22 protein-coding genes are annotated in these 21,802 nt (G+C 72.2%); 8 read left to right on the top strand and 14 right to left on the bottom strand.

What is annotated here, in order from left to right; translation table 11 throughout:
* Window positions 1-21: 21 nt before the first annotated feature.
* From ABH940_RS06885 to ABH940_RS06850, 8 genes are all read right to left on the bottom strand, one after another.
* On the bottom strand, window positions 22-627 hold the full coding sequence (locus tag ABH940_RS06885; protein WP_370104714.1) for a hypothetical protein: 606 nt from the start codon (window positions 625-627) through the stop codon (window positions 22-24).
* A 126-nt stretch (window positions 628-753) separates the two neighbouring features.
* Window positions 754-978, bottom strand: coding sequence for a ferredoxin (locus ABH940_RS06880; RefSeq protein WP_370104877.1), 225 nt, complete (start codon window positions 976-978; stop codon window positions 754-756).
* A gap of 5 nt (window positions 979-983) precedes the next feature.
* Entirely contained in the window at window positions 984-2,363 is a 1,380-nt protein-coding gene (locus ABH940_RS06875) for an NADH-ubiquinone oxidoreductase-F iron-sulfur binding region domain-containing protein (RefSeq protein WP_370104713.1), read from the bottom strand.
* Entirely contained in the window at window positions 2,360-3,106 is a 747-nt protein-coding gene (locus ABH940_RS06870; RefSeq protein ID WP_370104711.1) for a ferric reductase-like transmembrane domain-containing protein, read from the bottom strand. Before ABH940_RS06870 ends, ABH940_RS06875 begins: the two co-directional genes overlap by 4 nt.
* The gene (locus ABH940_RS06865) at window positions 3,103-4,053 is read right to left on the bottom strand and encodes an FAD:protein FMN transferase (protein WP_370069305.1); all 951 of its coding nucleotides are present in this window, start codon (window positions 4,051-4,053) and stop codon (window positions 3,103-3,105) included. Before ABH940_RS06865 ends, ABH940_RS06870 begins: the two co-directional genes overlap by 4 nt.
* Complete coding sequence (locus ABH940_RS06860) at window positions 4,050-4,526, bottom strand: hypothetical protein (protein WP_370069307.1); 477 nt, start codon at window positions 4,524-4,526, stop codon at window positions 4,050-4,052. The genes ABH940_RS06865 and ABH940_RS06860 overlap by 4 nt, the downstream gene beginning before the upstream one ends.
* 147 nt (window positions 4,527-4,673) lie before the next feature.
* Complete coding sequence (locus ABH940_RS06855; RefSeq protein WP_370104709.1) at window positions 4,674-6,104, bottom strand: ATP-binding protein; 1,431 nt, start codon at window positions 6,102-6,104, stop codon at window positions 4,674-4,676.
* Complete coding sequence (locus tag ABH940_RS06850) at window positions 6,101-6,895, bottom strand: response regulator transcription factor (protein ID WP_370104707.1); 795 nt, start codon at window positions 6,893-6,895, stop codon at window positions 6,101-6,103. Before ABH940_RS06850 ends, ABH940_RS06855 begins: the two co-directional genes overlap by 4 nt.
* 143 nt (window positions 6,896-7,038) lie before the next feature.
* Here ABH940_RS06850 and ABH940_RS06845 point away from each other — a divergent pair, with 143 nt between their 5' ends.
* From ABH940_RS06845 to ABH940_RS06825, 5 genes are all read left to right on the top strand, one after another.
* Window positions 7,039-7,362 carry a hypothetical protein gene (locus tag ABH940_RS06845; RefSeq protein WP_370104705.1) on the top strand — a complete coding sequence of 108 codons (324 nt, stop codon included), beginning with the start codon at window positions 7,039-7,041 and terminating at the stop codon, window positions 7,360-7,362.
* 166 nt (window positions 7,363-7,528) lie between these two features.
* Window positions 7,529-8,686, top strand: a complete 1,158-nt coding sequence (locus tag ABH940_RS06840) for a sigma 54 modulation/S30EA ribosomal C-terminal domain-containing protein (RefSeq protein WP_370104704.1) — start codon at window positions 7,529-7,531, stop codon at window positions 8,684-8,686.
* 57 nt (window positions 8,687-8,743) lie between these two features.
* Window positions 8,744-9,157 carry an ACT domain-containing protein gene (locus ABH940_RS06835; protein ID WP_370069317.1) on the top strand — a complete coding sequence of 138 codons (414 nt, stop codon included), beginning with the start codon at window positions 8,744-8,746 and terminating at the stop codon, window positions 9,155-9,157.
* Between the two features lie 194 nt (window positions 9,158-9,351).
* Complete coding sequence (locus ABH940_RS06830) at window positions 9,352-9,792, top strand: DUF4395 domain-containing protein (RefSeq protein WP_370069319.1); 441 nt, start codon at window positions 9,352-9,354, stop codon at window positions 9,790-9,792.
* Complete coding sequence (locus ABH940_RS06825) at window positions 9,789-10,217, top strand: TlpA family protein disulfide reductase (protein ID WP_370069321.1); 429 nt, start codon at window positions 9,789-9,791, stop codon at window positions 10,215-10,217. Before ABH940_RS06830 ends, ABH940_RS06825 begins: the two co-directional genes overlap by 4 nt.
* 66 nt (window positions 10,218-10,283) lie before the next feature.
* Here the strand turns inward: ABH940_RS06825 and ABH940_RS06820 are convergent, their stop codons facing one another.
* From ABH940_RS06820 to ABH940_RS06810, 3 genes are all read right to left on the bottom strand, one after another.
* The gene (locus ABH940_RS06820) at window positions 10,284-11,057 is read right to left on the bottom strand and encodes a hypothetical protein (RefSeq protein ID WP_370069323.1); all 774 of its coding nucleotides are present in this window, start codon (window positions 11,055-11,057) and stop codon (window positions 10,284-10,286) included.
* Entirely contained in the window at window positions 11,054-11,977 is a 924-nt protein-coding gene (locus tag ABH940_RS06815) for a hypothetical protein (protein ID WP_370069325.1), read from the bottom strand. The genes ABH940_RS06820 and ABH940_RS06815 overlap by 4 nt, the downstream gene beginning before the upstream one ends.
* A gap of 100 nt (window positions 11,978-12,077) precedes the next feature.
* Window positions 12,078-12,866 carry an alpha/beta fold hydrolase gene (locus ABH940_RS06810; protein WP_370069327.1) on the bottom strand — a complete coding sequence of 263 codons (789 nt, stop codon included), beginning with the start codon at window positions 12,864-12,866 and terminating at the stop codon, window positions 12,078-12,080.
* 442 nt (window positions 12,867-13,308) lie between these two features.
* Between ABH940_RS06810 and ABH940_RS06805 the strand changes: the two genes are divergently transcribed.
* Together ABH940_RS06805 and gntD are read left to right on the top strand one after the other, a co-directional pair.
* A complete protein-coding gene (locus ABH940_RS06805; RefSeq protein ID WP_370104702.1) occupies window positions 13,309-15,003 on the top strand; it encodes a carbamoyltransferase in 1,695 nt (564 codons plus the stop codon).
* Between the two features lie 140 nt (window positions 15,004-15,143).
* Window positions 15,144-16,148 (top strand): guanitoxin biosynthesis L-enduracididine beta-hydroxylase GntD, encoded by a 1,005-nt coding sequence (gntD, locus tag ABH940_RS06800; protein ID WP_370104700.1) that lies wholly within the window; start codon window positions 15,144-15,146, stop codon window positions 16,146-16,148.
* A gap of 68 nt (window positions 16,149-16,216) precedes the next feature.
* On the opposite strand, the gene ABH940_RS06795 is transcribed toward gntD, so the two are convergent.
* From ABH940_RS06795 to ABH940_RS06785, 3 genes are all read right to left on the bottom strand, one after another.
* Window positions 16,217-16,591, bottom strand: coding sequence for a hypothetical protein (locus ABH940_RS06795; RefSeq protein WP_370104698.1), 375 nt, complete (start codon window positions 16,589-16,591; stop codon window positions 16,217-16,219).
* Window positions 16,592-16,764: 173 nt separating this feature from the next.
* Entirely contained in the window at window positions 16,765-18,201 is a 1,437-nt protein-coding gene (locus tag ABH940_RS06790) for a hypothetical protein (protein ID WP_370104696.1), read from the bottom strand.
* A gap of 557 nt (window positions 18,202-18,758) precedes the next feature.
* Window positions 18,759-21,167, bottom strand: a complete 2,409-nt coding sequence (locus ABH940_RS06785) for an FUSC family protein (protein ID WP_370104875.1) — start codon at window positions 21,165-21,167, stop codon at window positions 18,759-18,761.
* Between the two features lie 122 nt (window positions 21,168-21,289).
* On the opposite strand from ABH940_RS06785, the gene ABH940_RS06780 reads away from it, so the two are divergent.
* Window positions 21,290-21,799: a MarR family winged helix-turn-helix transcriptional regulator gene (locus ABH940_RS06780; RefSeq protein ID WP_370104695.1), complete on the top strand. Its 510-nt coding sequence runs from the start codon at window positions 21,290-21,292 to the stop codon at window positions 21,797-21,799.
* Window positions 21,800-21,802 lie beyond the last annotated feature (3 nt).

Raw genomic sequence — 21,802 nt, 5'->3', positions numbered from 1 at the left:
GCGGCCTTCTGCGGTGTCGGCTCAGCGTCCCCAGTTGGTGACCAGGTGCTGGCCCCAGAGGGCGATCAGGGCGCCGGTGGCCAGCGAGGAGGCCAGCAGGGTCCAGCGCAGGCCGCGCCCGGGGACGGCGTCGCGGCGCAGCTCCGAGCCGACCAGCCGGGGCAGCCGCCACAGGTGGGTCAGCACGTGGATGGAGGTCAGTCCGACCCAGAGCCAGAACGAGGCCTTGTGCAGGAAGAGCACCTGCTGGGCCAGCGTGCCCGGGCCGACCAGCGCCAGCGTCATGCCGGTCGTCAGCAACGCGACGGACATCAGGATCTGCAGCGGGCCGAGCAGCCGCAGCGCCAGGTGCGGGGCGCCGTGGCGGCGGAACGCGGGCGCACCGGTGTAGTAGCGGAAGGCGCGGTAGCCGGTGGTGCCGATCTTCAGCAGCACGGGGCCGATGATCAGCATGCCGAAGAAAAAGTGCACCGGCAGCAGCTGCGTCAGCGACAGGATCGTGAAGCCCTGCACGGCGAAGAGCACCAGCAGCACGGTCCCCACGGCACCGGTCAGTTGGGCGTTGCCCTCGGGGCCGTGCGACTGCCGCTGCTCCTGGCGGGACGGCGCGACGCTTGCAGTGGTCACCGGTGCTTCCTTCCGGACGGGCCTACGGCGGGCCTGTCGGGGAGAGTCTGCATGATCGATGACTAAGAACTCGTTCAGGCCACGGAGGCCCCGGAGGCCCCCGGGCAGGTTATCCGACGGGCCGGCTCAGCGCGCGGAGCGGTCCGTCCGCAGCGCCAGCACCGGGCAGGCGGCGACGGCGCGCTTGGCGTGCGCCGACAGCTCCGGCGGGACGGTCGCGGAGTGGACGATCGGGTAGCCCCACTCGTCCAGCGACAGCAGCTCCGGCAGCAGTTCGGCGCAGGCTCCGTGGCCCTCGCAGGCGATCCGGTCGATGCGCAGGGTCAGCTCACGGGACCGCGTGAACGGCATGACGCTCACTTCCACTCCTCCGGGTCGGGGACAGGGCTGTCCGGGACGTCGAGCACCGGGGGCAGGTTGGTGCCGGGGCAGGGGCCGAAGCGCAGGTGGTTCTGCACGTCGGCGGCGAAGGTCCGCAGCGCCGTGGCGGCGAGGCGGGAGGCCCCGTCGGGGTGGCGGCAGGCCCCGCGTCCGGCGAGCAGACCGGCGCGCTGTTCCAGCCGCATCAGGACCGACGGATCCGCCTCGCCGAAGGCCAGCGTCGCGAAGTCGTCTGCGACGGCGGGCATGCCGAAGCGGCAGGGGCCGCACTGCTGGGCGCTGTTGTTGGCCAGGAAGCTCAGGATCGAGGCGGTCTCGGCCAGTCCGCAGGCCTGGTGCGGCAGGGCGACCAGGATTCCGGCGCCGGGGCCCGCGCCGAGGGCGGACAGGTCTTCCTTGGTGAACCGGGTCTCCGCAGCTGTCCGGGCGGGGAGCCAACTGCCGAAGAACCCGCCGACCAGGATCGCGGAGAGCGGGCCGCTCGGGCCGCCGCCGTGGTTGAGCAGGTGGCCGATGGTGGCGCCCATCGGGGCCTCGTAGACGCCGGGGTGCCGGACCGCGCCGGAGAGGCTGACCAGCGTGGTGCCGGGCGCGTCGGGTGCGCCCGCCTCCCGGTACCACTCGGGGCCGTAACGGGCGATCAGCGCCAGGTGGGCCAGGGTCTCCACGTTGTCGATCAGCGTGGGGCGCTTGCCGACGCCCTTCTCGAACGGGCGCGGGGGCGTGGACATCGGCCGGGCGTCGCCGCCGTTGAGCCAGTTGACCAGGGACGTCTCCTCGCTGGAGACGTAGTGGTGCGGCAGCTCGTGCAGCTGTACCGGAATCCGGTCCAGGCCGCGCTGCGCGCGCTCGGCCAGGGCGGCGCGCAGCTCGCGGATCTGCCCGGTACGGGGACGGGCCACGCAGAGGTGGGCCTCGTCGGCGCCGACCGCCTGGGCCGCCAGCGCGATCCCGTCCAGGACCAGGTGAGGGGCGAGCTGGAGCAGCGTCCGGTCCTTGGAGCTGGCCGGCTCGCTCTCCATGCCGTTGGCCAGGACCACGGCCGGACCGCGACCGGACGCGACGCCCCGCATCTTGATCGCGGTGGGGAACGCGGCGCCGCCGCGTCCGGTCAGCCCGGCCGCCTCGGCGGCGCGGATCAGCGCGGACTCGTGCCCGTGGCGTCCGGCGGCGCGCTCGATCGGCGGCGGACCGTAGCGGTCCAGATGGTCCGTCAGGTCGGCCGGGCGGCCGTCGGTGAACCAGCCGGAGAAGAGCCGGGTGCCGTGCGGGCCGGGCCGGGAGCCGTCGGCGAGCGGCAGGGCCCGGGTGGCGTCGACGGAGTCGTAGGAGTCGTAGGCGGCTTCTGCGGTCATCGGGTCACGGCTCCTTCCATGGTTGCCACGGGACTTACGGATGCGTCGGCGCGGTGGGACCAGCCGGGGGCCAGCGGGCCGACGTGCAGGAACGCGGCGAGGGCGACGGGGACCGCCAGGGTTGCCACGCCCGTCCAGAGGCGCAGGGCGCGGTGTGCGGGCCCGGCGCGGTACAGCCGCCACCAGACGGCGGCGATGACGACGGCCAGGCAGACGGCGTACAGGGCGAGTTGGAGCGTGGACGTGGTGTCCGTGCCGGTGCCGGCGGCGTGGAAGACCGCGATCGGCCAGGAGCCGTAGGCGAGCCAGTGCACCGCCTTCCAGCGCTGCTGACCCATGCGCAGCCGGATGCCGCTGGTCGCGCTGGTGATCGCGACGGCGAGCATCAGGTCGAACGCGACGGTGCCGAGTCCGAGCCAGAGAGTGCGGTACCCGGAGGTGAAGGGCACCAGGGTGATCCACCAGCCGAGGTGTACGAAGGTGTCCAGGATCGCCGTGACGATGTGGATGGCGAGGAAGACCAGGGTCAGCACGGAAAGGTTGCGGTGCAGCGAGGTCACCTCGAACCGGGCGAAGGTTCGCGGCTCGTGGCGTCCGCCGACGGCGATGCCGAGGGCCAGGGTCGCGGTCAGCAGCACCAGCGCGATGGTGCCGCCCGCGCGGGTGGCGTACCAGAGCGGGCTGGGCCCGCTGGACGCGGCCAGCAGGGCCGAGTGCAGAGCAGGGGTCAGCGCGGGGTTCATGCGGCACCTCGCCGGGGAGCGGGCGCGTCCGCGGGCCAGCCGCAGACGCGGACGACGTCGCCGTTCTCGTGCGCGAGTCGGGCGGGGAGCATGGCCTCACGCAGCCGGTCGGGGGCTTCGGGGCCGAGTATCAGTGCCGCGGTGGCGGCGGTGTTGGCGGCGACGCAGGACCGAGCCGCGACCGTGACGGTGCGCCAGCACGGCTGCGGGTTACGGCCGGTGCGCGGGTCGACGATGTGGTGCACCCGGCGGCCGTCGCGCGTCCAGGCGCGGACGGCGGTGCCGGAGGTGGCCAGTCCGCCGCGCTCCACGGCCACGACGGGGGAGTCGGGCTGCGGCGCGCGGTGGTCGTCGGCGACACCGACCCGCCAACCGCCCTCGGGCGCGGGCCCGGTGGCGGCCAGGTCGCCGCCGAGGTTGACCAGCACGCCGCACCCGGTGCTCTGCGCGAGCAGGGCGGCGCAGCGGTCGGCGGCCCAGGCCTTGGCGGTCGCGCCCAGATCGAGCGCGACGCCCGCGGGCAGTCGCAGCCGACGCCGGGCGGGCTCCCACTCGATGCCGGCCAGCCCCGGTGCGGGCGTGGTCGTGGCCGCGCCGACCTGCTCCGGGCGCAGCGAGGCGAAGGTGCGGTCGTAGCCGAGGCCGCGGACGGCCGCGCCGACGGTGGGGTCGACGATCCCGCCGGTCTCCTCGGCCGCGCGCCAGGCCACGTCCAGGGCCTCCGCGAGCAGGGGGCCGACCACGACGGTCGACCCGGCCATGGCGTTGGCCCGGGCCAGCTCGGCGTCGGGACGGAAGCGGCTGCACGCGACGTCGATCGCGGCCAGCTCGGACTGGAGCCTGACCAGGGCCTCGGGCAGCAGCCCCGGGTCGCTGACCAGCAGATGTCCGCTGGTACCGAAGACCGGGAAGACGGCCTGGCCGGGCTCCTGGGCGAGCATCGTCATGAACCGCCCGTCGTGGTCTGGGACGGCGCGGGCGCGGGTGCGGGCGGCGGGGCCGCCTGGGTCGGCACGGGGGCCGCAGTGGTGGGAACGGGCGCCGGAGCGGGCGGCGGCGTGTAGGCGGGGGCGGGCGCGGTGGTGGGCTGCTGCACCGGCGCCGGGGCCACGGTGTGGGGAGCCACCGTGGGGGTGATGTGGGGCTTCGGCTTGGGCGCGACCGTGTGGGTGGGGCTCGGCTTCGCGGACGGCTTCGCTGTGTGGGCGACGTGGGAGGCGTCCGGGCTCGGCGCGGCCGTGCTGCTGTGCGCCCCGGCGGCGGGCGTCGAGGCCGAGGCGTAGCCGGTGGCCAGCGCGACGGAGCCGGCGGCTGCGGCCACGGTGACCCAGCGCGTGGTGGCTCCGACCCGACGCACGGAACGGTCCCGGCGATGGGAACGAGCGCGGTCGGCAGCGGCCGGATGTTCGGTCGAGTCCATCCTTGACTCCTCCTGGACAGGTGAGGGTGGGGCGGTCTGCTCGTCCAGCGTGCCCAGGGAGAGGTCGGATTCCGGTTCAGGAATTACTAAGAACTGGCAAGGGTCCACGTTCGCGCAGCTCCCGCACGGCCCGGAAGGTGACGGGGATCATCCGTTCGGGCCTGGGTTTGACAGCCCGCTGCGCGGCGGACGTCGGTCGCGGCGCGGGGCGCGCGCCTCGGGCGGGGCGGCGGGGAGGAGCAGGTGCACGGTCAGCCCGCCGCCGGGCGTCTGCTCGAGTTCGGCCCTGCCGCCGTTCGCGGTCACCAGGCGGTGGACGATCGCCAGGCCCAGTCCGGTTCCGCTCTCCCGGCCCGAGTCGAAGCGACGGAAGGCACGTTCGCGGGCGTCCTGGTCCATCCCCGGGCCGTGGTCGACCACGGAGAGGCGGACCTCACCGCGCTCCGCGTCCCGTGAGGTGACCAGCTCGACCGAGCCGCCGGCCGGCACCGCCTCCAGGGCGTTGGCGATCAGGTTGTCGAGGATCTGCTCCAGGTCGCCCTCGCCGAGCGAGACGATCACGCCGTGGCCGCCACGGGGCCGCAGCCGGGTCTCGCGCTCGTCGGCGACCGGTTGCCAGGCGGCGATCCGGTCGGCGACCACCTGGTCGACCCGGACCGAGGACTGGCGCGGCACCGCGTTCTCGGCGCGCGCCACCGCGAGCAGGCCGTCGACCATCCGGGAGAGCCGGGCGATCTCCTCCTGCGCTCCGGCCAGCTCGTGCGCGGTGTCGTCCTCGCCCTCGGGATCGGCGGCCGCGTCGGCGGCCAGCAGGTCCAGCCGGAGGCGCAGCGCGGTGAGAGGGGTGCGCAGTTGGTGGGAGACGTCGGCGATCACCGCACGATGGCCGTGGATCAGGTTCTCGGTCCGGGCGGCCATCGAGTTGAAGGTCGCCGCGAGCCGTCGGACCTCCGGCGGCCCCTGGGTCACCTCGGCGCGCGCGGTCAGGTCGCCCTCGCCGAGCCGGGCGGCCGCGTCGTCCAGCGAGACCAGCGGGCGGCCGACCCAGCGTGCCAGCCGGGTGGCCACCAGCATCGACGCCACCAGCGCCCCCAGCCCGCACAGGCTGAGCCAGCCCCAGATGGCGAGCAGTTGGTCGTTGAGGTCGTCGGTCGACCGGGAGAAGACCAGCACGCCCGAGGCGGGCACCGAGTCGCCGACCGGGACCACCATCGCCATCCGGCTGTCGTCCTGGACCGTCTGCGACTGCCCGGTCCGCTGCACCTCGGCGACCGCGCCCGCAGGGAGCGGCCCGGCCTTGCACGGGGTGGTGAGGAAGAGCGCGCCGTGCGCGTCGTAGACCTGGGCGCAGTCGCCCGCGTCGGTCGCGGCCTCGATCTGCTCGCGGGCGTCGGTGTCCGGACGGTTGTCGGAGAGGTGCTCCTCGGCGGCGGAGGCGATGGTCCTGGCCTTGGCGGCGGTCTCCTCGCGGAACGAGTCGTTCTCCCGCTGGGTCATCGAGATGCCGAGCGGGACCACCGCGAGCACCAGCAGCGCGACCACCAGGGCCAGCACGCTGAGGGCGATCCGCCGGGTCACGAGGTCGCGCTGTCGGCGTCGGCGTCGGTGCTGGAGCCGGGTTCGGCGCTGGAGTCCGGGCCGGTGCTGGAGTCGGTGTCGGGGTCAGGGGCGGTGGTGAAGTCGCTGCCGAGACGGAAGCCGCGTCCGTAGACGGTCTCGACCAGGCCGGGCACACCGAGCTTGCGGCGCAGCGCGGCCATGTGGACGTCCAGCACCTTGGTCGGCCCGTACCAGTGGGCGTCCCAGGCGCGCTCCAGGATCTCCTGACGGGTGACCACCCGGCCCGGGTCGACGGCCAGGCAGTGCAAGATGTCGAACTCCTTCGGCGTGAGCGCGATCTCCTCGCCGCCGACGGTCACCCGGCGGGTGCGCGGGTCGACGGTCAGCGGGCCGTGGACGATCAGCTCGGCGCCGGTGGGGCGGGTCCGCCGCAGCACGGCCCGGAGCCGGGCCAGCAGCTCGGCCAGCCCGAAGGGCTTGACCAGGTAGTCGTCCGCCCCCTCGTCCAGCGCGGCGACCCGGTCCGCCTCCTCGCCGCGCGCGGTGACGACGATGATCGCGGCGTCGGACTGGCGGCGCATCCGTCGGCACACCTCGACGCCGTCGATGTCGGGCAGGCCGAGGTCGAGCAGCACCACGTCGGGAACCGGCCGTGTTGCCAGCGCGTCGATGCCGGTGCCGACACAACGGACCGCGTAGCCGGCCCTGCTCAGCCCGCGCACCAGGGAGTCGGCGATGCCCTGGTCGTCCTCGACCACCAGCACGGAGAGAGGCGCCGCCGTTGCTGCCGGATCGGTTACCTGTGCCATTGCTTCAGCGTAGAGCTCTCGGAGTGGCGCGAGTGCCCCCGGTGGTCGCGGTCCGGGGTTCTTTACCGGATCTGAAGCCGGTTCGAACCTCAGGTTGACGGTCACTCAAGCACACTGAAGAGAGCAGAGGTGAGGGGGCCGCGATGAACGCAGCCATACCCGGGTCCGGGCCCGTGTCCGCGAGCGAGCGGGCCCGTCGCCGCACCATCGGACTGCATCGGGTGAGCGGTGTGACCCGCTGGACCGCGATCGGTTCCACCGCCGCCGCGCTGCTCCTGGGCCTGGGCTACGCCCATGACCTGCCCAATCTCTCGGCGCTTGGCAAGCTCGTCCCCTCGCACGACGGTGGCGGCGGCTCGCACACGGGCAACACCGGGGGGAGCGTCGGCAGTACGGGCGGCGGCAGCGTGCAGCCGCCGTCGCAGGGGAACGGCGGCCCGGCACAGACCAACTCCGGGGCGTCCTGACCGCTCCGTCGTCGGGCAGTGGCCGGGCAGGCGTCGGGTAGTGGCCGGGCAATGTCGGGGCAATGGTCGGAGTTTGGCCGGTTAGGGACCTTGCCGGTGCGACGTGGGGGCCATCCCGCCTTACCGTCGAAGGTGACGGCCCCGGCGACGAGCGGAGCGAAGAGACATGACCACTGACGTTCCGAGCGGGCTCTCGCCCGATCTGCAGGTGACGGTGCTGGGCGGCGAGCTGTCCTCGGCCACGACCGAGCTGGCCCGCGCGACCGTCCAGGAGCTGCTGAACGACACCGGCGAGCACGCGCGCGCGGCTGACGTCCGGCTGAGCCGGACGCGCCAGGCCACCGGCCGACCCGCGATGGCCGAGGCGGTGCTGGCCGTCGAGGGCGGCACCGTCCGCGCCCAGGTCGCCGCCGACACCATGGCCGAGGCGATCGCCGTGCTGCGCGACCGGCTCGACATCCAGCTCTCCCGGATGGAGTGGGCCCGGCGCGGGCACGCCGCCCCGGACAGCGACCGCTCCGGGATCACCGACTGGCGCCAGGGCATCGAGCCGCTGCGCCGCCCCACGAGGGTGCAACTGCCCGCCGACCAGCGTGTGATCAGCCGCCACAAGGACGTCGCCCTGGTGCGCGAGTCCATCGACCAGGCGGCGTTCACCCTGGAGACGATGGACTTCGACTTCCACCTCTTCACCGAGTCCGGCAGCGGCCAGGACAGCGTGCTCTACCGCTTCGGCCCCGGCCCGTTCCGGCTGGCCCAGGTCGCTCCCGACCCGGAGGGCCTGATCCCGCCGACGGTCCAGGTCACGGTGCTCAAGAGCGCCGCGCCGGTGCTGACTGTCGCGGAGGCGAGGGCCAGCCTGGACGCCTCGGACCACCCCTTCCTCTTCTTCGCCGACCCGGCCTCCGGTCGCGGGGCCGTCCTCTACGCGCGCTACGACGGACACTACGGCCTGATCAGCCCTGCGGGTTCGGGGATCGGAGAGGACGCGACAGGCGCGGACGCGACGGGTGCGGACGAGCGGCCGCCGCAGCCGCAGCCGCAGCCGACGGCGACGGCGACGGCGACGGTGACGGTGACGGAGCCGGAGCCGGTGACGGACACGGCAGTGCCGACAGCAGTGGAGGCGACGACCCTGGACGAGCGGGTCGCGCGGCTGGAGGTGCGGGCACAGGCCCTGGGCGAGGCGCTGCTCGAACTCGTGGAGGGCTTGGAGGAGACCCCGGGCGGCCCGCCGGATCCGCAGCGGGTCCGGCGTGGGGTCCGCCAGGCACACGAGGCGCTGCTCGGCGCTGGCCTGGTGCGCGGGGTGAAGCCGAGCTGACCGGACCAGAGGGCACGTCCGCAGGCGGGGACCCGGGTCCGCACCTAGCCTTGAGCCATGACCGGTGAGATCAGGCTGGACAAGCTGCTGGCCGAGATGAAGCCCGAGCTCCACCCCGGCGCGTACGTGTTCTGCACGCTGTCGGGGCCGGTGCCCGCTGAGGTCCGGCCCGTGGTGACGGTGCAGGAGCCGGAGGGTCTGACCGTGGTCGTGCCCCAGGAGGAGGCCGACGCCGCCGGGCTCGCGTACCACTACGTCGCGGGCTGGATCACGCTGCGGGTCCACTCCGCGCTGGAGGCGGTCGGCATGACGGCCGCCGTCGCGGACGTGCTGGCCGAGGCCGGGCTCAGCTGCAACGTCGTCGCGGGCTTCCATCACGACCACCTCTTCGTCCCCTACGGGCAGGCGAGCCACGCGGTGGCGCTGCTGGAGGACCTCACCCGCCGCCGGACGCCGTCGCACGCGCGTTGACCTGCGGTGCGTTGACCTGCGGTGCGTTGACCTGAGCTGGGGGCGGTGTTCCAATGGACGCGTGCCTGTAGCGACGTTCCTGGTGACCCGGGACCACATCGACTTCGGTCGGGTGTGGTCTGCGGCGTGTCGTCGTTCCTGATTACCCCTCCCCAAGGAACCCCCGGCACCCTCGAACCTCTCGGAGTCCCCGCATGCCTCTCGGCAGCTCCGGCACGTCCCGTATCGATCCCCGCGGCCCGCGTTTCGCCGCGTCCCTGACCACCGTGGTCCTCGCCCTCGCTCTGGTGACCAGCAGCGGCGCGCTGCTCGCCGCGCAGGGCGTGGTCTTCGCGCTCGGCGCGGTGCTCGGCCTGCGCTTCTCGCCGTACGGCTTCCTCTTCCGGCGTCTGGTGCGCCCGCGCCTCGGGCCGCCGACCGAGCTGGAGGACGAGCGTCCGCCCCGGTTCGCCCAGGCCGTCGGCCTGGCCTTCGCGCTCGTCGGCACGGTCGGCTACCTCTCCGGCGCGCTGTGGGTGGGCGTCGCCGCGACGGCGCTGGCGCTCGCCGCGGCCTTCCTCAACGCGGTCTTCGGGTACTGCCTCGGTTGCGAGGTCTACCTGTTGGCCGTCCGGAGCCGGGCCCGGCTCTCATGAGTGAGCTCACCGGACTGCTCGTCCTCGCCGTCGTCCTGGCTGCGGCGACGGCCTTCGGCCTGGTACGGGCCGCGCGTGACGGGAGGATGCGGCGCGCCAAGCCGGGCGCGGCGCTGCGCCTGACCGGCGCCGACCTCGGCGAACCGCTTGGCGGCCAGGCGACGTTGGTGCAGTTCTCCACCGACTTCTGTGCCAACTGCCCTGGGACCAGGCGGCTGCTCGGCGAGGTCGCGGCCGACCGGCCGGGCGTGCGGCTGGTCGAGATCGACGCCGAGGAGCGGCTGGACCTGGTCCGCCGGGCGGACGTGATGCGCACCCCGACGGTGCTGGTGCTCGACCGGCACGGCCGGGTCGCCCGCCGCTCCGCCGGAGCGCCCAGCCGGTCCGAGGTGCTGGCGGCGCTGGAGCTCGTCAGCGCGTCCTGAACCCACTGCCTCCTGAACTCAGCGCGCCCTGAACTCACCGTGCCCTGAACTCGCCGTGCTCAAAGGCTATTTGGCCACGGTCTGGTCCAGCAGCGCGGCGACGATCTCGCGCAGGCCCCGGCCGCGTGCGCGCGGGCTGGGGACGAGGCGGGTTGCGTCCTGCGGGTCGCGGATGAAGGCGTGCAGCCGACCGTTGCGGCGGGCAAGGACCAGGTCGGTGCTGGACTCGGCGGTCTCGGCGGAGCCCACCGCCTTGTAGTGGACGGCGGTCAGCAGCGCGGAGCGCTCGGCCGCGGCCAGTACCGCGTCCGGGTCGGTATGGCCGTCCGCGTCGGCCCAGGAGCCGCGCGGGAGCCAGTCGGAGACCATGCCCAGTGTCTCCTCCAGTGTGTGCAGGGAGAGTTCGTGGACGCCGAGCGCGTCGATCCGCACCATCAGGCAGATCCGCTCGGGCTGGGGCAGCACCAGCATCCGCCACGGTTCGCCCGACTCGGTGCCGGCCACGCGGGCGTCCAGCACGAGCCGGGCGCGGCGCTGGAAGGTGACGGCAAGGCCGAGGTCACCGCGCACCTCGATCCTCCCCGGTCCGTCACCGGCGAGCAGCAACTGCCGTGCGGCCAGCGAACGGACCGCCTCCGCCAGCACCTCGTCCGAGGGCCGGGCCGCGAGGAAGTCCACCACCGCGTCGACGGCGGTGAGTTCGGCGATGGTGTACGCGCCGAGCGCGACCGCGCCGGTGCCCACCAGGTGGACCACCGCCGACACCAGCCCGGCGGGGACCTGGGTGTCGCCGGGCTGTGGTGCAGGATCGGGTTCGGGGCTTGCGGTCGGTTCGCTCATGCGGAGTCTTCCTCCTCCGTTTCCGTCAGCCATTCGGTGAGGCGCTGCGGGCGGGCGGTCGCGGCGGCGGACAGGACGGACGCGGTGGTCGGCAGCGCCGCCTCGCTCACCCACACCTCGGAGTTGCCGAAGAGCCCGCGACCGCCGCGGCCGGTCAGCGCCAGGCCGAGCTCGTCCGAGGGGTCCGGGCGCTCGGGCGGTGGGAAGCGCGGCGTGAGGTCCTGCGAGACGGAGGTGGCGTCGTCCTCCTCCTCGATCCGTCGCAGCGCGTCGGTGAGGGCCTCGGCGACGGGCGGGGTGAGGTCGGTGGGCTGGGCCAGGGCCGGGGTGAGGTAGAGCGGACGGCGCTCGGTCAGCCGGGAGAGCCCCCACGGGCCGACGTTGCTTCGAGTGATCCGGTAGACCACGTAGTCCATGAGGTGCCGCAGGTCGTCCACGCTCGGCAGCTTGTTCTTGCCGAAGGCGGCCGGGGTCTTCTCCAACTGCATCCAGGTGCCGGTGGCGGTGCGGCCGTGCAGCTTCTCGCGGACCACTCGGCCGCGCATGCCGATGTCCGGGTAGAGCTTCTTGTCGATGTCCTTGTGGTGGCTGGAGATGCGCGGATGGCTGGCCCAGGGGAACTGCCACGCCTCGTAGAGGGCGGGGTCGTCCACCAGGACGTGTCCGCCGCAGAGCACGTCGTGGAGCTGCGGCACCTGGAGACCATGGGACTCGAGGTCGGCCAGGATCTCGGCCTCCTCCGGACTGAGGTTGGACGCGGCGACGACCAGGCCCCGGCGGTAGGCGCCGGCCCGGGCGGTCAGCTCGATCAGCAGCCGGATCCGGGTGCGCAGGGTCGCAGTCCGCCGGGCCGTCTCCGCCCGGGCGGCCCGGCTGCGCCGTCTGCTCCGCCGGGGGTGTCGGCTCTGTGGGGTGGCCATGGGAACCAGTACAACACCGGACAGATCGTCCCGCCGGGGTGACGCGCGGGCCGGGTGACAGGCCGGGCGGCGGGCCGGGCGGCGGGCCGGGTCTGGCAGGTCACGGCGCGTCGAGGAAGTCCAGCACCAGCGGTGAGGCGACCTCGCGGAACTCCTCGAAGTAGGCGTGCCGCGCGTCCGGGATCAGGTGCAGCCGGGCGTCCGGGACCCGGGCGGCGAGGAGGGGCGCGTTCTCGGCGGGGTTGAACCGGTCGGCGGTGCCGTGGACGACCAGCGTCGGCGCGGTGATGTCGGGCAGCACGTCCCAGGCGTCGTGGCGGCGGCTGGCCAGCAGGTGGCGGCGTCGGGCGTAGGCGGGCATGTCGCGGTCGCCCAGCACGTACCAGGGGCCGTGGGGGTGGTCCGCCAGCCAGGCGGGCGTGTACATCAGGTCGAGCAGCGTGGCCTTGGCCGTCGCCGGATCGGTGGACGCGAGCGCCGCCGAGATCGTCCGGTCGCGTTCGATGCCGTGGGCTCCGCCGGGGGTGGTGCAGCCGAGGACCAGCCTGCGGACCCGCTCCGGATGGCGTGCGCCCAGCCACTGGGCCACCCGGCCGCCCATCGAGGTGCCGTAGACGTCGGCGCGCTCGATGCCGAGCGCGCCGAGGACGGCGACGACGTCCTCGGCGAAGCCGGGGGTGGTGTAGGGCTCGTCAGGCTTGTCGCTGTCGCCGGTGCCACGGTAGTCGAGCGTGATCGTACGGCGGGTGGCGTGGAAGTCGGCGCGGACGGAGTCCCACCAGTGGTGGTTGTTCGCCTGGCCGGAGAGCAGGACCAGGGCCGGGCCCTCGCCCTTCCCATGGACCTGGTAGGCGATACGGGTTCCGTCGAGGGCGGTCGCGTGGGGCATGGGAGGGTTCGCGCCTTGGGGTCAGGCCGACTTCGGGGCGGCCTGCATCGGGCCGGACATCCAGGCCTGGAAGTCCTCGTCGCTGCGCCAGCGCAGATGGCGAAGATGAAGATTCATGGGAGGACCATCATGACGCCGGCGGAGTGGCTGATCAAGTGGGCTGGACAGCTCCCTGAGCGGGATGCGGGCCGGCGGTCCGAACTGGAAGGCATCTGCGTTGCCGGCCCAGGGGGCCATGGTGACGTGCCGTCGGCAACAGCGTGCAGGTCGGATCGGCTGCGCTGGATGACGTGACGCGGGGAAAGATCCGTCGCCAAGGTGTTGCCACAGCACGGAAGTTACGCAGAACATGGCCTTCCCGAGTCATCAAAGGATCTCCTCGAACGGGCGCGGAACCGAGTCGTGACGCCCATTCGGGAACCCGTTCCGGAAGGGCCCTCCGTTGCGCGTTCTGGGAATCAACTGCGTCTACCACGAGTCATCCGCCGCCCTCGTCATGGACGGACGGGTGGTCGCCGCCGCGGAAGAAGAACGCTTCAATCGCCTCAAGCACGGCAAGCCGGCTCTGGTATCGAACGCGGACACACTGCCGGTCGAGGCGATCGCGTTCTGCCTGGAGCAGGCAGGGCTCGAGAGCGAGGACATCGACCTCGTCGCCGTCGCCTTCGATCCCGAGGTACGTCGCGACACCTTTCGGGCGGACCCGCTCAGCGTCCCCGGCGACTGGGGCAGCGCCGACGGGGAGGCGCTCTTCCAGGCAGGACTGGCACGCATACCCGATCGGCTTTCCGACCTGCTCGGCTTCGACTGCACGGAAGCTGTGCGCTGGATACCGCATCACGTGGCCCACGGCGCGTCCGCATACTTCCCCTGCGGGGACGAGCAAGCCGCAGTCCTGGTCGTCGACGGGATCGGGGAGTCGGCGACAGCACTGCTGGGAGCCGGCAAAGGGGCTCTCGTCGAGTCCCTGGCGGACCTGCGCTACCCCAATTCAGTCGGCTTCGTCTGGGAGAAGCTGAGCGCCTACCTCGGCTTCAGCGCCTACGACGCCTCCAAAGTCATGGGCCTGGCCTCCTACGGCGACCCTCGTCCCTTCAGCGCCGCCCTGGCGGAGATCGTCGGCGAGGGACCCGAACCACACGTGCTCGACGACGCCTTCGAGTTCCGACTCCCCGGCTTCGACGCGCTGGAGCAGCGCTTCGGGCCGCGTCGCCGTGCCGACGAGCCGATCGAGCAGCGGCACATCAATCTGGCGGCCACGCTGCAAAGTTGGAACAACCAGACGGTTCTCGGGCTCGCGGAACAGGCGTACCGACTCCACCCGACAGACACCCTCTGTTTCTCCGGCGGTGTCGCACTGAACTGCACCACGAACTGGCTGCTCAAGGAAGAGGGCCCGTTCGCGCGTGTCTTCATCCCCTCCGCTCCGCACGACGCCGGAACAGCCGTCGGCGCCGCGCTCACGGTCTGGCACGCGACCAGTGGTGTCCTGCCGCAGCCGTCCACCGACGGATGCGAGTACACGGGCCCGGAGTACAGCGACGCGCAGATCCTCGCGGCATTCGCCCAGGCAGGCGTCGCCCCGCGACGGTGCCCGGACATCGCGGGAGAAGTCGCCGGACGGATCGCGGCAGGCGAGGTGGTCGGCTGGTTCCAGGGCCGGATGGAGCTCGGTCCACGGGCCCTCGGCAACCGCTCGCTGTTGGCTGATCCGCGCGATCCCGGCATGCGCGACATGTTGAACGAGAAGGTCAAGCACCGCGAGCCCTTCCGGCCCTTCGCCCCGAGCGTACTGGCCGAACGGGCCCGGGACTGGTTCGACCTGGGACGGGACTCGGCAAGCTTCCAGTTCATGCTCTTCACCTGCCCGGTGCGCCCGGAACTGGCGGCACGGATACCCGCGGTGGTGCACGTGGACGGTACCTCCCGGATCCAGACGGTGTCCGCCGAGGCGAACCCGCGCTACCACCGGCTCATCTCCGAGTTCCACGAACGCACCGGCGTTCCGATGGTGCTCAATACCTCCTTCAACGACAGCGAGCCCATCGTCTGCTCGCCGGCGGACGCGCTGGCGACCTTCCTGGGAACCCGCATCGACGCTGTCGCGATCGGCGACTACCTGGCAACCCGGGTCTGAAGGACGTCCACAGACCTGCTGAGCCGGCCTCAGGACATCACCTCCTCAGGAATGGAGAGCCAGTGATCACCAGCGGAGCAACAGGCCAGGCAGTCCCCTCCCTGCCAGTCCCTTCCCAGCCAGTACCCTCCAGCGGTCCGTTGCGCTTCCGACTCACCGACCAGGAGGCGGACCAGGCGCGGGCGGCCGTCGCCGCCCTGGCCGAGGCGGCTCCTCCGAAGGCTGCGGACGAGCCCACCGAACTGCTCCGGGCCGTGCCTGCGGCCGTCCGGCTGCTGCCGGAACGGTTGCTCCGATTCCTGGACGAGTTTCGACGCGAGGAGCCCGCCGGCGGATTCGTCGTCAGCGGCTGGAACGTCGACGACGTGGCGCTGGGCCCGACACCCGTCCACTGGCGCACGACCGCAGGCGTCGAGCACACCACGTTGGCCCACGAGCTCTATCTCATGGTGATCGCCTCGGGCCTGGGCGAGGTGTTCTCGTGGAGCACCGTGCAGGACGGCAAACTCGTACAGGACCTGTGCCCGGTCCGCGGGGAGGAGAAGGAGAAGAACGCCGGCAGCAGTGACAGCGTGCTCGATCTCCACACCGAGGACGCCTTCTCCCCGCTGCGCTGCGACTATCTCGGCCTGCTCTGCCTGCGCAACGACGACCGGGTACCCACCGAATACGCCTCCGTCGACCAGTTGGCGCTGACCCCCGCGCAACGCCGGGTACTCGCCCAACCCCGGTACATGCTGACTCCCGACGAGGAGCATCTTCGCCGCGCCGCCGAGAGAGGCGAGCAACCGCCCGCGCCACTTCACACCGGAGTACTCTTCGGCAGCTCGTCCGCACCCTATCTGGCCTTCGACGAGTACTTCCTCGGGACCGACCCGGACGACCAGGAGGCACAGGCGGCGTTGCAGGCACTCACGGACGAACTGCGGCGCTGCAGCAGCGTCGTCGCCCTCGCCCCCGGCGAGCTCCTGATCGTGGACAACTACCGGGCCGTGCACGGCCGTCGACCATTTCTGGCCCGCTACGACGGTAGGGACCGCTGGCTGAAGCGGATCGCTGTGACGCGGGACCTGCGCAGGTCGCGAGCGGCACGAGCGTCCGTGGGGTCTCCCGTGGTGAACACCGGAGCGGCGCCGATGGGCTGAGCACGCGGTGTGCGCGGGAAGCCGCCGAGTGCACTGTGCGAGGCCGGTCCGGTGCGTGACTGCCCCGCTCACAGCGGCGTGAGGATGTCCTGGTGCGCCCCGTCGAGGACGAAGCCGTTGTCCCAACGGACCCGGACCGTCACCCGGCTTCCCCGTTCCCGGTACGCGGCCCACTCCGGCTCCAGTGCTGCGATCTCCGCCTCCAACCGCTCCAGACTCGCGAGCGGCATGGTGTGCCCGTAGGCATCGAACAGCGCTTTGAGTCGCTGGTACTCGAGGACTTCCTCGCTCTCCGGGAGTTCCCCGTCCACCCGCTCGACGGTGCCCTCGGTCCCGGCTCCCAGCGAGAGGAATCCGACGACGGCTCCGGGCTCACCGGCGACTGCTTCACCGATCCCGAGGTCCTCCGTCAACCTGACGCGTCGGCCTTCCTCCAGGGTCATCCGTTCTCTGCCTCTCAGTCGGTCGGCGCCACAGGCGCAGCCGGTTTGCCGGCCTCGGGACATTATCCGCCGTGCGCGTCAAGGGCGACGGGACGACAGCCGGGCGGACGCGTGGCTGACCGGGGAGCAAGGGGGCGCAGGTTCACGTCCTGTCGTCCCGACAGGCTGAGAGGCTACTTCTTGACGCCCTTCCTGGCGTAGACGATGCCCTCGGCGGTGAGGTCCTTGGTCACGCGGAGGCCGTTGGCGCCGACCGTGGTGAACTTCGTGGTGCCGCCGTCGCCGACGTTGATGTCCTTGTTGGCGTGGAGTACGCCGTGCGCCACGAGCTCTCCGTCGACGCTGAGCCCGGACTTGGCGGCGAGCTCTCCCGTCACGCGGAGGCCGTTGACCCCGACTGTGGTGAACTTCGTGGTGCCGCCGTCGCCGACGTTGATGTCCTTGTCGGCGTGGAGTACGCCGCGTGCCACCAGGTCTCCGTCGACGCTGAGCCCCGACTCGACGGCGAGCGATCCCACGACGCGGAGGCCGGTGACGTTGACCGAGGAGAACTTCGTGCGTCCGCCCTCACTGACGATGACGTTGTTGTTGGCGACGAGGAAGCCGTTCGCCACGAGGGTTCCCGCGACACTGAGCTGGGAGTCGGCGGAGAGGTCCCCCAGGACGTGGAGCCCGTTGGCGCCGACCGTGGTGAACTTCCTGCTCCCGCCCTCACTGACGACGAGGTTGTCGTTGGCGTACAGCTGTCCGCTCACGATCAGCGTGGACTGGGCGGCGATGCCCTGGCGGACGGTCAGTGAGTCCAGGGTGGGGTTGGGGACGGTGAGCGTGAGGGTCGCGTACTGGTGGACCGGGGTGAAGCCGTTGGCGGCTCCCTGGGTCCCGGAGAGCACGGTTGCCGCGACGATGAACGTGGTGTCGCTGGCAATGCCGTTCGGGAGGCTGAAGGAGGTGGCGGAACCCTGGTGGACGGGGCTGGTGGATGTGCCGTCGTACAGCTGGAAGTGGGTGCCGTTGCTCTCCCAGCTGAGGTGGATGGGGCTGCCGGCGGTGAAGCTCGTGAGCGGCGCGCTCGTCGCGGCCTGACTGCCGCGGGCCAGGAAGCTGTGCAAGTAGAAGGCGGGTTGGACGACCGTCATGGTCCGCCTGCTGTACTTCTGCGTGTAGCCGGCACTCGCGGAGGTCTTCGAGCGCTCCAGGATGCGGTAGGTGAGTGGGCCGCCGGAGGAGAGGAGACTGCCGTTCAGACCGAGGTTCAGCGGGTAGTTGATCAGGTCTCTCTGCGGGTTCTGCAGCGCGAAGGTGATGAGGTAGTACGAGCCCGTGGGAGCCCCGGGGAGGTTCAACTGCTGCCCGGTGTCCTTCCGGACCGAGAAGGTCCAGTCAGTGCTGCTGCTGGCAGGCACCGGCGCTTTGGCGAAGTACGCCCGGTCGCGGGTGTCGTCGGCGGGGACGGCGATCTCGATGCGGGAGCAGTGAACGGCCTGGCTCCCGGGCAGGACGGCCAGGTTGACGGTGGCCTGGGTGGGGACGTCGGCCTCCGCCTGCAGCGGCGCCGGACTGGTGGACGTGCGGTACTTCAGCAGCGGGGCGGTCGAGGAAGACGGCACGAGCGGGACCTTCCTGCAGGCGGTGAAGAGGGGGCGCCGGCTACCGGGCGGCGCTGAGCTACGCGTCGGACAGCCGCAAGGGTGGTCGGTGACGCTCACGAAGCCGACATGCGGCGGTGAGGGATTGACGCTGCGTCATATCTCGGTGAACGGCCACAACGTCGCCTGGTGCCGGGCGGTGGCCGCTGGTCGGCGGCTGGTCGGAGGCTGGCAGGAACCGTCAGCCGGTTCACCCAGGCTTGCGGGCGTCCTGCGGGCTGCGCAAGGCCGCCAGACCGACCGGAGCTCACTTTCGGACACTGGTCCTGCCGACCCGTCTGTGCAGTTCAGGCGACGTGTCGGTACTCGTGCACGAACCAGCCGGGTCGGTCTTTCGGCGCATGTCAAAGTCGGCGATCTGCCCGAATTCGCACCGGTCAGGAACCGGTCAGGAACCGGTCCGAGAGTTCATGAGGACAGGTCCGGAGACAACCGGCGAACCGGCACTCACCGCTTCCACTACCTCGCCCGCAAAGCCGGCCTGCCCAAGTGCAGCGTCCACGAACTGCCCCACCTGCCTACTCCGGAGTGCTGTTCGCGCCCGGTCGGCAGGCGGAGTTGACCGGACCGGAGGTGGTGAGGTCCGCAGCGCGCTGAGCGGGAGGTGTGGTGGCGCTCGACCCGGGCCAGGCCCCCGAACGGCCTTCCTGTGCCGCCGGGCGGATGGCGACGACCGGGGGGAGGATGGCGAGTTCGTACAGGAGTCGGCGCAGTCGGGCCAGCGGTTGTTCTGCTGTGGGTTCCGGTTCCGCGGGATCGGCGGGCGGGCGGGACAGCAGCAGTGTCTCGGCGGTGGCCAGCGGCCCGGCCACCTCGGGAGCGGGGCGCCCGGGGCGGGGGAGTGAGACGGCAAGGAACTCGGCCGCCTCGGCCAGGGCGGCGGCCGCCTGGGCGAGGTCAGCTCGGGCGTTGCCGGGGCCGGAGGCTGTCTGTGGTGTCGGACGGGCGCTGGCGGCGAGGGCGCGGGTCTGTCGGGTGAGGGCCGCGTACGCGGTCATCCGGTGACGTACCTGGGCCGGGTTGTTGTTCCATATCACCGGCCGGCCGAGGGTGCGGGTGAGCGGGCGGGCGACCAGGGCGAGTTGCTGCAGGCGCAGGTCGGCGGCGCGGGCGAGCGCGTCCAGGTTTGCGGCCGGGGCGGTCTCGGGGACGGCCTCCCGCCTGCCGAGGTGCGCAGCGGTGGCGCGGAGGAGTTCCGCCAGGGCGGTGAAGTAGCGGCTGCGGGCGGCCTGAACGGTGTCGCGGGTGCTGGTGGGCAGGACCAGCACGGCCACCGCGATCCCGATCGCGGCCCCGAGCGCGGTCTCCTCCAGTCGGAGCACGAGCAGATGCGCGGAGAACTCGTGCAGCTGGCTGTAGAGCTGGGAGACCATGATCGTCACGAAGAAGATCATGCCCGCGTAGGTGATGTTCACCAGGTAGAACCCGCAGCTTATGCTGGCCACCACGGTGGCCAGGACCCACAGCGTGTGTCCGGCGGTCAGATGGGCCAGGGCCACTCCGAAGCCCAGGCCCAGCAGTGTGCCCAGGACCCGGTTCCCGGCCTTGATGAAGGTCTCGGAGCGGGTGGCCGTGCCGGCGAAGGCGATGAAGGCGGCGAGCACGGCCCAGTAGTAGCGGGCCTGGGAGATTTCGCGTCCGGCGATGATGGCCAGGGTCGCGGCGACGGCGACCTGGATCGCCTGGCGGGTGGTCAGGGAGGTGCGGTGGAACGGGTTCCAGCTGCCTCGCGCGCGGACGTCGGCGGCAACGGCGCCGGATCCTGGCAGGGCGCCCAGGGCGAGGGTGACCGCCGGGGTGAACTCCTCGGACTCGTCCATCTCGGGCGGCGTAGCGGCCCGGTCTGCGATCGCGGTGTAGCGCAGGGCGGCGGCGGCCAGGTGTCCGGCCAGGCAGTCGCCCTCCCCGGAAGGGCCACGGCGCCGGGGGCCGCCGGTCTCGGCGGCGTGGCCGTTCCGCTCGTGGCCGTTCCGCTCGTCGCCGACCCGGTCGAGGACCAGCAGGGCGCGGGCGCGCTGGGCGGCGTCGCGGTCCTCGCGCCGGGCCAGGTGCGCGGCGATGTGGGCCGCCTCACCGGCCAGGCGTCCACCGGTGCGGGCCAGAGACTCGGCGGCGGTGGCGACCTCCTCCATGGCCAGGTGGGCGTCGAGCACGCGTCGGCGCAGAGCGGGTGCGGACCACCCCGGTGGCAGCCCGCTCGTGTCGCCGGACCAGCCCTCGATGACCAACGCGGTCTCGGCCAGGCGCATCTGGCGCGAGTGGAGCCTACGGTGCAGCCGGGCCCGGCCGCGCCGGTCATCCGGATCGGACAGGAGCAGGTCCGCGCTCGCTCGGGCCACGGCGCCGGCGCGGGCGCCGAACGCGCGCTGGAGGCGGGCGAGGTTGCGGCGCGGATGGGTCCGTAGCGCGGTGACCGACAGCAGCAGCACCCAGGCGCTGGCCACCACGACGTCGCTCAGCAGGGTGGGCAGTTGGGTCAGACGGGCACCGAGGAAGGCCGCGAAGAAGTAGCCCATCCAGACCATGAAGCCGTAGAAGAAGTACGCCACGCCGAAGCGGCGGATCAGCACCGCCAGGAACATGACCGCCACGAACACCACCAGCATGGCATCGGTGTGCCCGGCGACGGCGGCACCGGGGAGCATCCCGGCGCCGATGGCGACCGGGAAGAACGCGGCGGTGCGGATCTTGGGCCAGGTCCGGGTGCCGGTGAGGGCCATCGAGCCCATCATCGCCATGACCGTGCCCAGCAGCATGGCGATGACGGTGCTCTGGTAGCCGGCGTCGGTCCACCGCGCGTACCCGTACTCCACGGCGAGAGTGGTGGTCATCGCCACGGCCGCCGACAGGGCCATGCGCAACCGGTGCAGGCCCGGGTCGGAGGCCACCACCCGGTCCCAGGTCTCGGATATCCAGCCGTTGGCCATTTCCACCCCCGCGTCTTTCACCGGTGGGGCTGCCCGCCGTGGGCGAGGCCCCCAGAAAAGCCGGTATGATGCCGACAATAACATGTATCGTACCGGTATACCGGGGAGAGGTGAGGACAGGCATGGTCGAAACGTCCGCGGCCCTTGGAATCATCGAGCGGCAGACGGCGGTGCTGGCGCGCAACTTCGAGCTGCTGCACCGGCGCACGGACATCCACGACGACCTCGACCGGGCCGAGTACCTGCTCCTGCGCACCCTGGACCAGCACGGCCCGATGGACATCAACAGCCTGGCGGTCTGTTTGGGCCTGGACCCCTCGACGGCGGGACGCCAGGTCTCCGTCCTCCAGCGCGGCGGACTGGTCCAACGCGCGCCCGCGCCTGCCGACCGCCGGCGCAGCATCATCACCCCCACTGACGACGGCTTGCGCAGGATGGAGGTGGTCCGGGAGCGGCGCACCGAGAGCCTGGCGGCTCTGCTCGCCGGCTGGAGCCAGGAGGACCTGGACACCCTCGGCACCATGTTCGACCGGTACAACCGCGCCGTGGCGGCCGAATACCTCAGTGAACCCGCCCGCGACCCCAGCGGAACAGACATATCAGGCAGGGGCCGCCTCGCCACCCGGAGCTGAACG

The organism is Streptacidiphilus sp. BW17 (assembly GCF_041262485.1).
Classification (GTDB): Bacteria; Actinomycetota; Actinomycetes; order Streptomycetales; family Streptomycetaceae; genus Streptacidiphilus.
The sequence above is the reverse complement of the archived record's forward strand: the minus strand, read 5'-3'. Positions and strand labels throughout refer to the sequence as shown.